The 11,629-nt window shown below is 61.4% G+C and carries 11 protein-coding genes; 9 read left to right on the top strand and 2 right to left on the bottom strand.

All coding sequences use genetic code 11. The features are described 5' to 3' along the window. The first annotated feature begins 20 nt into the window (after positions 1 to 20). The 3 genes from ACK4HL_RS03850 (at position 21) to ACK4HL_RS03840 (ending at position 2,921) form a co-directional block, all read left to right on the top strand. Entirely contained in the window at positions 21 to 1,250 is a 1,230-nt protein-coding gene (locus tag ACK4HL_RS03850; RefSeq protein WP_409756718.1) for a tetratricopeptide repeat protein, read from the top strand. Between the two features lie 381 nt (positions 1,251 to 1,631). Next, on the top strand, positions 1,632 to 2,570 hold the full coding sequence (locus ACK4HL_RS03845) for a hypothetical protein (protein WP_409756717.1): 939 nt from the start codon (positions 1,632 to 1,634) through the stop codon (positions 2,568 to 2,570). A gap of 78 nt (positions 2,571 to 2,648) precedes the next feature. Continuing rightward, positions 2,649 to 2,921, top strand: coding sequence for a PqqD family protein (locus ACK4HL_RS03840; RefSeq protein WP_409756716.1), 273 nt, complete (start codon positions 2,649 to 2,651; stop codon positions 2,919 to 2,921). A gap of 102 nt (positions 2,922 to 3,023) precedes the next feature. Here the strand turns inward: ACK4HL_RS03840 and ACK4HL_RS03835 are convergent, their stop codons facing one another. Next, positions 3,024 to 3,905, bottom strand: coding sequence for a glycosyltransferase family 10 domain-containing protein (locus ACK4HL_RS03835; protein ID WP_409756715.1), 882 nt, complete (start codon positions 3,903 to 3,905; stop codon positions 3,024 to 3,026). Positions 3,906 to 4,248: 343 nt separating this feature from the next. Here ACK4HL_RS03835 and ACK4HL_RS03830 point away from each other — a divergent pair, with 343 nt between their 5' ends. The 5 genes from ACK4HL_RS03830 to ACK4HL_RS03810 are packed head-to-tail and all read left to right on the top strand — an operon-like array spanning position 4,249 to position 9,167. Beyond that, a complete protein-coding gene (locus tag ACK4HL_RS03830; RefSeq protein ID WP_409756714.1) occupies positions 4,249 to 5,316 on the top strand; it encodes a glycosyltransferase in 1,068 nt (355 codons plus the stop codon). Positions 5,317 to 5,330: 14 nt separating this feature from the next. After that, a complete protein-coding gene (locus ACK4HL_RS03825; protein ID WP_409756713.1) occupies positions 5,331 to 6,290 on the top strand; it encodes a hypothetical protein in 960 nt (319 codons plus the stop codon). 35 nt (positions 6,291 to 6,325) lie between these two features. Next, positions 6,326 to 7,561, top strand: a complete 1,236-nt coding sequence (locus ACK4HL_RS03820; protein WP_409756712.1) for a glycosyltransferase family 4 protein — start codon at positions 6,326 to 6,328, stop codon at positions 7,559 to 7,561. Next, the gene (locus tag ACK4HL_RS03815) at positions 7,558 to 7,833 is read left to right on the top strand and encodes a PqqD family protein (RefSeq protein ID WP_409756711.1); all 276 of its coding nucleotides are present in this window, start codon (positions 7,558 to 7,560) and stop codon (positions 7,831 to 7,833) included. Before ACK4HL_RS03820 ends, ACK4HL_RS03815 begins: the two co-directional genes overlap by 4 nt. Next, on the top strand, positions 7,830 to 9,167 hold the full coding sequence (locus ACK4HL_RS03810; RefSeq protein ID WP_409756710.1) for a hypothetical protein: 1,338 nt from the start codon (positions 7,830 to 7,832) through the stop codon (positions 9,165 to 9,167). Before ACK4HL_RS03815 ends, ACK4HL_RS03810 begins: the two co-directional genes overlap by 4 nt. A gap of 199 nt (positions 9,168 to 9,366) precedes the next feature. Here the strand turns inward: ACK4HL_RS03810 and ACK4HL_RS03805 are convergent, their stop codons facing one another. Continuing rightward, complete coding sequence (locus ACK4HL_RS03805) at positions 9,367 to 10,197, bottom strand: hypothetical protein (protein WP_409756709.1); 831 nt, start codon at positions 10,195 to 10,197, stop codon at positions 9,367 to 9,369. Positions 10,198 to 10,506: 309 nt separating this feature from the next. On the opposite strand from ACK4HL_RS03805, the gene ACK4HL_RS03800 reads away from it, so the two are divergent. Next, complete coding sequence (locus tag ACK4HL_RS03800) at positions 10,507 to 11,616, top strand: ABC transporter substrate-binding protein (protein WP_409756708.1); 1,110 nt, start codon at positions 10,507 to 10,509, stop codon at positions 11,614 to 11,616. Positions 11,617 to 11,629 lie beyond the last annotated feature (13 nt).

The raw sequence follows: 11,629 nt of genomic DNA, 5'->3' as shown, positions 1-11,629 counted from the left end.
TCTCGAAATGGAGGGCCGGCATGTTTAGCATTGTCCGCCTTGCTGCGTTGCTGCTCGTGCTGCTGACCGTGGCGCTACCGCGGGCGTGGGCAGATCCCTTCACTGTCGTCACCAGAATAAAGGCCGATATTACACGCCAGCTTGGTGCTGAGAGCCTCGCCGCCCTCAAGGAGGTAGACGACGGCAGCCGGACCGCTGGCGACCTTGAAGCGCTCGCCCATGGCCTTACGCTGAGCCGGCATTTCTCCATGGCGGCCTGGCTATATGCGTCTTCCATCGAACGGGATCCGACCTCGGCGGCATCATGGTCATCGTTGGGTGTGCTTCTCGCCGAAGGCGCCAGCTTGGAGAGGGGCGCAAAGCCTGACGAGCAACTCCTGGAGAGCATCGTTGAGCTGCAACGAGAGGCTCGTCGGCTTAATCCGAGTTCGCCTCCTATTGCCAATAACCTCGGCGGTGCCCTGACTGCCCTCGGACGCCATAGGGAAGACCGGGCGAAGATCGAGGAAGGTGCGTTTCTTATCTATGAGGCAACGCAGGGTAACCCCCGGAGCTCGATCTATTATGTTCGGCTGGCTGAGGCCTTGAAGCTCATCGGTGAAACGTCCGCTGCGCAGAAGTTCCTGGAAGCGGCGTTTCAACTGAATAGCGCTCATCCGACTCTCGTTACGTCCCGCGCCTCAGGCGGCCTTCTCAGCGATCTGCCGCTGGTGATTTCGGAGCCCGCATTGTGTGAGGTGAACTTTGATTGCGACAACAAGTGCCCGAAGAGCATCATCGGCCAGATCGATCTCGTGACCTGCAAGATGTCGGAGGCCTCCGCCCAGTCGGGCTGCAGGGAGGGAAAGGCATTCCCGCGATTCTTCGACTGCTCTGCGAAGATCCCGAAGTTCGGAATTCTGATACCGGGTCTTGATCCTGGCCTGTCGATCCTCACGCCGTGGGGCTCTCTTGATTTCGTTGTCCAGGGGGATGGCAGGGTCGACTTCAAGGTCAAGATTAACGGAGAGGGCGTCGACCCCGTTCAGCCAAGTTTCCAGACGCAAGGCTCATGGCAGCCGTCGCGCGGCACCGTCGCGCTCGATCATGAGGCTGGCGTGCAGGTGAACCTGTTCAATAGCGCCTCGCCCGTGTTCGAGCAGGCCAATGCCTATGACGTGGGAATTTCGGTGGTCGAGAAGTACAACATCACCAAGAACAGTGCCCAGTCCGACATCGAGATTGGACGAGGCGGCGTGCTCACGGACTGAGGTAGGGGAAGGTTAGGAAGCCGGACGAGGCCCGCGATGGCGCGAGGGCACTCCTGGTGGTGCTCTACTATCCACCGAAAACATTGGAGTGGCTTAGCGAGTACAAGAGGCGCGCCCTCTCTCGGCGCACGAAGGCTCTGAGGCGGCCCGACTACGAGCGCATCGACGCTGCCGACCAGGCGTTCCCGCGCCGGTGGAACTCCCGGTGGTGGTCTGAGCAGAGGGGAACGGTGAACTCATCCGAGACCTTGCGGCAGCCGGCAGGCGCCGGCCCTACACGAGGTGGGCGAGGGGATGCAAGTGCCAAAGCGTTGACCAAGCAAGCAGCGGTCTTTATCCTGTGACGAAATGGAAGTAGGCGCCAACGCATCGACCCGCGCCATGATCTCGAACCTTGGCCGGACGGAGGATATCCGTTTCTCCCCTTCCGGGAGGCGGCTGGCGGTGGCGGCTTTCGGACGCAACCGGATTGCTGTTTTCGAAGTAGATTTCTCGAGCGGACATCTCATCACCTTTCTGCGCGCTGCGGAAATCAGCTCCCCAGTCCTTCGAAATCCGCACGGAGTAGATTTTCTGGATGAGGACAGGATCATCGTGGCAAACCGCCTTGGTGCAGCTCCTATCCTTAACCTTCCTCCCTTGGAGGAAACCCCCCGTACCCACACCGTTCTTCCCTCTTTTACAATTCCAGCCGATGCAACGACCGGACTCTACACGCCCGGATCAGTGGCCGCGATTACAGAGGCGCCTGGCCGCCACACCTTGATCTTCTGCAACAACTACGCCAACACGGTCACTCGGCACACCCTCCACGCCGATGGCAGCACGAGCGGCAGTCAGGTGCTCCTGCAACGGGATCTCGAGACGCCCGACGGCGTGGCAATCAGCCCCGACCGGCGCTGGCTTGCGATCAGCAATCATGACAGGCGGTCGGTCTTCGTCTTCGCTCTCGATGCAGAGCTTGGTCCCGAGAGTGAACCCCAGGCAATCCTTCGGGGACTTCAGTATCCGCACGGGCTGCGGTTCACAGCAGACGGCTGCCATCTCGTGGTTGCCGATGCCGGCGCGCCTCTTGTTCACATTTATCGGAAACCCGAGGAGTGCTGGCGTGGCGTGTGCTTTCCCAGCCTGTCGCATCGCGTTATGTCTGACGAGGTATTCCTGCGTGGGCGCTACAATGCAGAGGAGGGCGGCATTAAGGGTTTGGATATTGCGCCCGGGCATTCCGTTCTGGCAGTCACATCCGAGCATCAGCCGCTTGCATTCTTCGATCTCGGCTCCCAGCTCGAGCTGAGCGAGGTCTACGCCGCAATTGGCTGAGCAGAAACTTATGGACATCTCTTGCGGCGCCCAGGACAATGAAAGTGTATGCCTTACCGCTCGAGACAATGAGTGATAATGACCGAGTCAGATATGCCTGTAAGAGTGGCTGGTCTGTTCTTGACTGATACCCCCGATGGGCTCGCCATTCATCACAGCGATGGAGAGTGGGGGCACTTCCTCAATCCTGTCGCGAGCGTAATCCTGTTGCTTTGCAACGGCGCACATGATGCCCGCAGCATCGCCTCCATCCTCAAGGAAGAGTTCTCACTCGATGAGGCGCCGATAGATGATGTGCTGGCATGCCTCACAGAACTTCACGCATGCGGCCTGATCACACGATCTCGATGACGTGGACGTCGGCACGGGTACGCGTAATGGTCACGCCTTGGCACCGCGAACGCGGCACTCCTCTGGGCGTGACTTTGCTCACGGACATTGAGCGTGTTTGACCTATCTTTTGCTATCGAGGAGGGTTTCCACAGCGGCGATAAATCGCTCGTGAAAAGGAATGGAAAGTCTTTCTAGCTTCTTCACGAATGATTGCCGCAATGGCTTTCCTCTCCACCGATGAAAGTCTCGGGCGTCGCTCTGGAGCATCATCTGTGCCATTCTCCTAGGGTCCGGATGGTCACTCGCATCAATGCAGCACTCGTCTCCCGGATAGAACTCCCCGGCGTTGGGAGCGCCGAGATACACAGGTATGGTTCCGACACTGATCGGATCGAAGAACTTCTCGGTCACGTAGTCTTCCTCCAGCGAATTCTCGAAGGCAATTGCGTACGTGAAGCTCTTCATCAGCCTGAGCTTGGTGTCGCGTCCCGTGTCGCCGGGTAGGCGTCTGTTGTTCTGATAACGGCCGTAGGAGGCGATTTCGATGTGCTTCATGAGTTCTGCGAGGTACGCCTCGCGTCCACTCTTGTTGACGCCGCTGGAGATAAATGCGCAGCAGAGCTCGTCTCTTCCTCCTGTCTCCATCTCGCCGCAACCTTTAATGATGCTGACACCCAGGTAGGGAATCCAGACGTCTGCCGTCTGGCGGTGGGACATCTCCCCGTCAAAGAGGGACGCGAAGCTCGGCTCGAACTGATCGGGGTAGTTGGCAGAGCTCTCCTGGCTCACCAGGATCCAGACCTGGCCCGGCCGGGAATTGCGGCGCAACTTCTCGAGGTTTTGCCGCTGCCCACTGTCGAGGAGGCTTGGGGCGTGTACAACGACCACGTCGGCATCGAAGATGCCAGAAAAGCCAAGAACGACATTGGCCCGTCCCTGGAGGTCGAGGTGAGGCCGCTGGCCTCGGAACCAGGGCTCCCAAAAGATGTACGACACTCTCATCTTTCCGGTGTCCTGTCCTCGCCGGAAACCGACACCAGCCGGGGCGACATCGCTATTTGGCTTCGCCGGCGCGTGTGGCTGCGCGCTGATCTTGACAAAGCCGGATGCCATTGACCATAACAAGACCCCTCAGGAGATATGATCATGCTTCAGACGTCTTGCACCCCTGCCGTTCAGAAAGCCATACTCGCACAGATTGCCAAGGGCGGCTACCAGGCTCCATCGGTTTCGAGCCTCAAGCTGGAGTCAGTAGGAAAGTCTGGTCCGCTCGCGCTTGCGGGCAACACAACCCAGTTCTAGTGATATCTGGGCCTCGACCCCCGAGGCTCCTCGGGCTTCGGCCATGACACGTGTAAGCGCTTCTCTCATCGTCAAGAATGAGGAGCGCTTTTTGTATTCATGCCTTGCATCATTGCGCGGACATGTCGACGAGGTGGTGGTCGTCGATACTGGCTCGAGTGACCGCACGGCGGAGATTGCGCGACTGGCGGGTGCCCGTCTCCTGCATGTCGACTGGACCGGCAGCTTTGCCGATGCCCGCAACATGTCTCTCGCGGCCTGCTCCGGAGACTGGATCCTCTACATCGACGCCGATGAGTGCCTGCGGCTCGAGCCAGGCGTGACACTCTCCGTTCAGCTGTCGCGACCCGATTGGGCAGGCGCAATGGTGAAGTTCCGGCCCAAATCAGGATATACCTCGTACTGGGAGCACCGGCTGTTCCGCCGCCATCCATCCATATTCTTCGAAGGCAAGATCCACGAAAGCCACCTCAGGTCGCTCACCGCCTTCGCCGAGCTCCATGGCCTCACGATCGGCAGGGCGGATGTCTCGATCGATCACTATGGCTACGACGGCGAGCAGTCGCACAAGCATCCGAGGAACCTGCCGCTGCTGCTCGACAGCATCTACACCACGCCCTCGAGGCCCTACTACTGGTACCATCTGGCGGAAACCTATGCCGCTCTCGGCCGCGCTGAAGACGCTCTCGAAACCGGAGAGAAAGGACTGCGCGTCGCGGGCAACTGCGCGAGCGAGAGGGAGGCGGCAGACGTGAACCTCATTGCCCAGGCAGTGGTGAGGCTGCGCATCGATAGCGGGCGCGATCCCTCGGAAGTGATCGAGGACGCGCTGCGGCGTTTTCCAGAAGATTACGCAATACGTTTTCTCAAGGCGCGATGGCTTCTTGGGCGGGGAGAGGCAAGGACAGCCATAGCGCTGCTCGATGAACTCCTGGCCATTGATCCTGACCACTTGCCGCCAGGCGCCATGGCCTTCGACAGGCGGATCTTCGGCAGCGCCGCCCGCGAGCTGAAGGCAGCGGCTCTGGTCAAGCTGGGCGATCTCGCCGCCGCCGGGGCGCTCCTGCGGCAAGGAGCGGAACGTCATCCGCCTGCATCCGCACCGGCTTGACGCCAGAGCGGTCAATGGCTCCTCCCCCTCCGAGCAGAACAGACCGGGGCAAGACGCTCAATCTCGTCTTTGTCCACCAGCCAAGTAAACTCTCCTCCGCCGACATTGACGCGATATCCGCAAGGATCTCCCGCATTGCGCCGGAGATAAAGGTATTCGGCGTCCTGCCCAGTCAGGACGCCCAGATCATTTCCGCGCATGACTGGCTGAGACCCACGCTGACGGTGAGCTTCGGGTCGGTGCGACGCTTCATCCCCCCGAGAGGGCCCGTCTACGAGAACCGTTTCGTTTCCAAGCTTGAGCAATTCAGGAGGTTCCGCGCCATAGGGATCGAGACGCCCCACACGGAGCCTTTCCGGCACGGAATGGCACTCGATCCGGAGCAGTGGGGGCCCTTCGTGATCATGAAGCCCTCCGACCCCGACCTGACGTCTAACGGGCGCTACCTTCAAGTCTTTCGCACGGCGTCTCTCTCAGAACGGAGCCTGCCGGCGGCCCATCCCAGCCGCCACCTGCTGATGCTTCTGCAGCAGTGGATCGACAGCGGCGAGAACCTCACCTCCTACCGTTGCCTCACCCTGTTCGGTGCCGTCCTCTTGGGCTCCATCTCGCGGAGCCCCAGTCAGCGTCCCAGTCTCGATGCTTCCGACGCCGTCATCGAGGCGATGACAGCCGAGTCGGATAGGGGCCACAACAAGAAATGCGACGATCCCGAGATCATGGCGTTCGCCTCGCGCATGGCTGAAGCCTTCCCACGGCATCCGATCCTCGGATGCGACATCATCCGCGAGGCGGGAACGGGCAGGCTTTACGCAATCGAAGTGAATGCGGGCGGGAATGTGTGGCACTTCTCATCACCGAGGACGGCTCCGTGGCGCACGCATGACAATACGGAAAAGCTCAAGAGACATTTCTCCTCCTTCGATGTCGCTGCCGAGGTTCTCGTGAAGAAGACGAGGGCGGAGGCGCGCTGACACACACCATGGTGGAAACAGGCAGGTGCAAGACGATGCCAAGGGCGGTCTTTCTGACGCCCGTGCTCCCATCCCGATCGGGCATGGGCTTGGCGATGCGGGCCGGAAGCCAGCTCGCGGGCATGATGCGCGTCTTCGACGTCAAGACCCTCCTGATCCCCCTCATCGAAACGGGCCAGACAGGCGGCAGTTTCGCTGCGGCATTTCCGGGCTCTGGACTAGAGCGGGTCGCCTGCGTAGGTGAGGTGGACCACTACTTCAGGCTTATCGCATCTTTGGTCGACCCCCAGGAGCGCCTCCTCCACTTCGAGCGCTACGGCAAGCCGTCACTGGTCGCGGCATTGTCGGGGAGCGTGGTGCAGCGGGTCGCCGAGCGCGTGCAGCACCATGGCGCCACCCACATCCACGTCTTCAGGAGCTATCTCCTTCCCGCCCTCGATCTCCTTCCGCACGCAACGACGAGATCGATCGACCTGGATGAGGACGATGCATCCTCCTTCCTCTCCTCCGCGGCCGTTCTGGAGGCCAGGAGATGCCCGGAGGCGGCGCGGTGGGCTCGTCTGGAGGCTCTTGCATTCGACCGCCTGATCGCGCTTAGGCTGAAGAACTTCGGTTGCGTGACCCTCGCAAATGCCGAGGATATTCCGGGGTTCCTCGGGAGGCATCCCGGGCTGCCGCTGCAGGCCCTGCCGAATGGTGTCGATGTGCCAACACTCGCCAGCATCACGCCCGGTGGACACCGCAAGGACATTCTCTTCGTGGGCTCTCTCCGTTACGAGCCAAACGTCGACGGCCTCCTGTGGTTCGTCACCTCCGTCCTTCCCCGGCTGCCCAAAGCTCGGCTCCTCGTCGCGGGGCGGGCACCTCCGCCGCAGCTCCTCGCATGGGCAAGGCCGGGCCGGGTCGAGTTCCTCGGCTACGTAGAGCGTCTGGCCTGCGCCTACCGGCACGCCGCGCTTGCCATTGCGCCGATGCGTTCAGGGGGCGGAACCCGGCTCAAAATCCTGGAGGCGGGTGCACATGGCGTTCCCGTGGTCGCCACCCCCGAGGCGGCGAAAGGTCTCTGGAAACAGGGTCGCTTCTGGGGCATGACGGCAACGAGTGCGCGCCACTTTGCGGGAGCCTGCCGGCGCCTTCTTGAAAACCCACAGGAGGCGCAAAGGCTAGGTAGGCTCGGACGCCACGCCGTGGCCGCAGACTTCAGTAGCGTGCGTGTCGAAGACGCGTGGTCTACCATGTTCGAGGGGTTGCAGAAGGGGCTTCAGCCATGACGATCGGTGAGACTGATATCTTCCAAAAGACCGACGGCATGTCGTGCACCGACATCCCGGACGGCCTCGCAGTGACGGGCGCAGACGGTAAGGAGGTTCATTTCCTCAACCCTGTCGCCGGTGCGGTCTACCTGCTCTGCGACGGCGCCCACGACGCTCGCGGCGTGGCGACGATCCTGAGGGAGGAGTATGCACTCGAGGACGCGCCGGTCGGGGATGTCATCGGCTGCCTCAGGGAGCTCGCGGCCTCCGGTCTCATCCGGAAGATATGATGACCTCGGCAGGGCCACAGGAGGCGCTGCTGGCCGAGGAGGCAGCCTTCGGGGCGGCCTTTCGCGCCGCCGCGGAGCGGGCGCGGGGATTAAACCAAGAGACTGGAGGGCTTCGACCGCGGGGTATCATAATCCCCGCCGGAGGAGCACGCATGTTTACCTGTGCATGGGTTGCCGTGCGCATGTTGCGCGACTATCTCAAGACAACGCTTCCGATCCAGATCTGGCACATCGGCCCCGAGGAGATGTCACCTGCAATGATCGCACTCATGGCCGATCAGCAGGTCGAGTGCGTCGATGCTCTCGCACTCGCGCATCAGGAAGAAGGCGACGTCGAACTTGGCGGCTTCGAGCTCAAGTCCTTCGCGCTCCTCCATTGTAGATTCCGGCAGGTGGTCCTGCTCGACGCCGATAATGTTCCACTGATCGATCCTGCTGAATTATTGGAGCACGAGGCCTTCCGCAGGGAAGGCTCCATATTCTGGCCAGACCTCCTCTCGATTTCCGCCTCCTCCCGAATATGGGAGCTGTGCGCAGTCAATTTCAGACAGATGCCCTCCTTTGAGAGTGGCCAGATGGTCATTGACCGCGAAAGGCATTTTCCGGCTCTCGCGCTGAGCTGGTTCCTGAACCGTCACGCCCGCATCATCTACCGACACATCTACGGCGACAAGGATACGTTTCTCTTGGCGTGGCTTGCGCTCGGCGCGCCTTTCCATCTCGTGGCTCATTCGGTCAGGCGTCTCTATGGATGCCTCTGCCAGCACCACCCCGATGGCCGACGCATGTTCCAGCATCGCAGCCTTCGGAAGTGGAAGCTTCACGGCGAGAACCCACTCATCCAGGGCTTTCTTGAAGAGGAGAGATGCCTCGGCTATCTCCAGGAGTTGAGGTCGGCGTGGAACGGGCGCGTCTTCGCGCCGCCGCCCTACGATCGCGAGATGCGGGATCTTGAGAGCCAGTTGCTCGCACAGCGTTTCTTCCGGCTGGAGACGGTCACGGTTGGTGCCGAGCTTGTGGAACTCCTCCCCGGCAACCTCCTGCGGAGCGGACGTCCTCAACCTGTGTGCTGGTGGCTGATGCGCGACGGCCAGCACGTCAAACTTCTTCTCGGCGAAGACCGGGTCATCAACAGGTGCTTCGACAGCCACTCGCCAGATTACTGGCGAAGTCGCGCCAGCAATACGCGCGAGCAGGATCTCGTGCTGACGTTCGAGCGCGATCCGGGGTCCCTCACGCCTCGTGGGCATAATACGTCCAGCGCAACGTCCATCCTGAAGGGCTGGCAAAGAAACTATCGGCCACTCCACGCCGGCAAGGGCGAAAGCTCCTGATCGACCCAATCATGGGCATAGCACAGCGTTCTCTTGCTGCCCATGCCTTGACGCGAGTGTTTGGGTGCAGAAGGGCACCGTCCACGTCGTCCGCGGTCTGCCGCGCGCGCGAGAGCGAAACCGAGGACGTCGGCATCATGGCTCGCGCCATGGGGCTTCAGCCGTCAGCGGCGCAGGACATCGAGATCGGTTACGCGCTTCACTGACAGCCAAGGCAGCCGGCCAGGAGGGGCGGCGCATCCTCGAGGTGTCCGAGGTGTAGATCGGTTGCGGGAGTGGACGCCGCCAGGCGCCGCGCCTCGGCGACGAGGCGCAGCTTCGCAGAGCTGTCTGCCCCTGCTGGGATATGACAAGCGTTCAGAACGTGCTCGAGAAGCCACGGATTTCTCCGCCTCCCGAAACCCGACCAGCCACCCGGGTTCCACGTCAGGAGGAGGATTTCATCGATACGCGCCTCCGCGGCAATCCACTTCCGTCCGAAATCGGCTGGGGTGACCAGGCAGCGGACGGAGCCCATTTCATCATGCATTTTCAGAGCGCTGGGGTCACGGCCCGTCGCCTGCCTGAGCCTCGCGAGGGCGTTTTCGCTCACCTCGATCGGAAGAGCATAGGGTATGGAGAGGCCGCTCCTGAGGCTCACGCCGGTGGCGGACGACACGTCGAGGTCCTGCGACAGGCAGTGCACGGCGAGTGACCGGAGAACTTCGCCATCCTCCCCCAGGACCAGAATACGACGCCCCTCTCCGTCGAGGCAGAGCCCGCGGATCTGCAGCCAGCTCGCGAGCGCAGCCTGGAGCCGCGAGGCTAGCTCCTCCCATGCTGCCTCCGCAGCAATCTCGGGCGAAATCTCCTTGCTGCCGCCTGGAAGTCTATAGACGCCACCATCGAACCCCACGGTGAGCGCGATGTGATTTTCGGGGGCAACGCGATGGTTGGCGTTATTGAAGTATCGCGAGAGTGCACTCAGAAACCGGCTGTCGGCGCAGCTCACCTCGAGGGATGAGGTGATAATCTGTGTGCGCAGGGCCAAATCGCTCTCCACCGTCAAACCGCAGCTTCGCGTGGATACCGCAATCGATACCCGTGCGGAGCTGATGGGGCAAGGAAGTTTGGAAGACAGCCTTGATAAGCCTATGGCCCCCCTGAAGACGCTCAACGTGCGCAGATTGAGGGAGCGGTACTTGGCCCGGCTTGGTGTATCTTGAGGCAGATCAAACCCGCACCCCATATTCGAGGCCGCCGTCGGTAAGCGATCGGGGCGAAACCTCGCCCTGCCCGCTTTCCAAGCAGGGCCAATCGGGCTAGGCTCAAAAATGTGAGGAGCCGCAAGAAGCTCCAGATGGCAATCGACAAAAGACAACTGACGGAGGACGTCATGAAGGTGAAGGCATCATACCGGCTTCGCTCCCTGCTGCTCTTGATGGGCGCGGCTCTGGGCTGCGCCGTGGCGACGGCAAACCCTGCTTTAGCGGAAGGCGAACTCAGCCTGCTGGTGTGGGAAGGCTACGCCGACCCGAGCTTCGTGAAGGACTTCGAGGCCGAAAGCTCCTGCAAGGTGCAGGCGACCTATGTCGGCTCGAATGATGACTTCGCACCCAAGCTCGCGGCGGGCGGTGGGGTTTATGACTTGCTCTCGGTCTCCACCGACGCCGCGGGCGTCCTCTTGCAGGCCGGCTTCGTCGAGCCGATCGACGTCTCCAAGATCCCTGAATACAACAACATTTACGAGGCGTTCCGCACAGTTGCGGCCCTCAACGCCGATGGGCAGGTTTACGGCATTCCCTTCACCTGGGGCGCCAATCCCTTCCTCTACCGTACCGACAAGATCCAGACCGAGCCCACGTCGATCGCTGCTCTGTGGGACCCACAGTTCAAGGGCAAGATCGGCATGTGGGACGACAAGAGCATGCTCTACAACACGGCGCGCATGCTCGGCATGAAGGACCCGTTCAACATGACGGACGAGGAGCTTGAGCAGGTCAAGGCGAAGCTGATCGAGCAGAAGCCGCTGGTGCGCAAGTACTGGAGCACCGCGGGCGAGGTGGTGAACCTCTTCGCTTCCGACGAAGTGTGGATCTCCTACACCTGGGGCGGGCTCATGCTGAACGAGCTGGCGAAGCAGAACATTCCGGTGAAGGAGTTCACGCCCAAGGAAGGCGCTGACGGCTGGAGCGACAACTGGATGATCGCCAAGGGCTCGCCCAACATCGACTGCGCCTACAAGTACATCAACTACATGATGTCGGCGAAGGGGCAGTGCGGTGTTTCCACCGTCACCGGCTATTCGGCCACCAACCCGGTCGCCGCCAAGACCTGCATGACGCCAGAAGAATTCACGGCGAAGCACCAGGACGACCCGGACTTTGTCAGCAAGCTGCACATGTGGCAGTTGCCGGCCCGCATCGAGGAATACACGAACACCTGGAATGCGGTGAAGGCGGCACCCTGAGGAGAGGCGCGCC

Source organism: Aestuariivirga sp., from assembly GCF_046294715.1.
Classification (GTDB): Bacteria; Pseudomonadota; Alphaproteobacteria; order Rhizobiales; family Aestuariivirgaceae; genus Aestuariivirga.
This window is presented reverse-complemented; position numbering and strand designations above follow the sequence as displayed.

Coding starts and splice junctions, on each gene's coding strand:
- ACK4HL_RS03850 (WP_409756718.1), top strand. CDS start 21: ATGTTTAGCATTGTCCGCCTTGCTGCGTTGCTGCTCGTGCTGCTGACC.
- ACK4HL_RS03845 (WP_409756717.1), top strand. CDS start 1,632: ATGATCTCGAACCTTGGCCGGACGGAGGATATCCGTTTCTCCCCTTCC.
- ACK4HL_RS03840 (WP_409756716.1), top strand. CDS start 2,649: ATGACCGAGTCAGATATGCCTGTAAGAGTGGCTGGTCTGTTCTTGACT.
- ACK4HL_RS03835 (WP_409756715.1), bottom strand. CDS start 3,905: ATGAGAGTGTCGTACATCTTTTGGGAGCCCTGGTTCCGAGGCCAGCGG.
- ACK4HL_RS03830 (WP_409756714.1), top strand. CDS start 4,249: ATGACACGTGTAAGCGCTTCTCTCATCGTCAAGAATGAGGAGCGCTTT.
- ACK4HL_RS03825 (WP_409756713.1), top strand. CDS start 5,331: ATGGCTCCTCCCCCTCCGAGCAGAACAGACCGGGGCAAGACGCTCAAT.
- ACK4HL_RS03820 (WP_409756712.1), top strand. CDS start 6,326: ATGCCAAGGGCGGTCTTTCTGACGCCCGTGCTCCCATCCCGATCGGGC.
- ACK4HL_RS03815 (WP_409756711.1), top strand. CDS start 7,558: ATGACGATCGGTGAGACTGATATCTTCCAAAAGACCGACGGCATGTCG.
- ACK4HL_RS03810 (WP_409756710.1), top strand. CDS start 7,830: ATGATGACCTCGGCAGGGCCACAGGAGGCGCTGCTGGCCGAGGAGGCA.
- ACK4HL_RS03800 (WP_409756708.1), top strand. CDS start 10,507: ATGGCAATCGACAAAAGACAACTGACGGAGGACGTCATGAAGGTGAAG.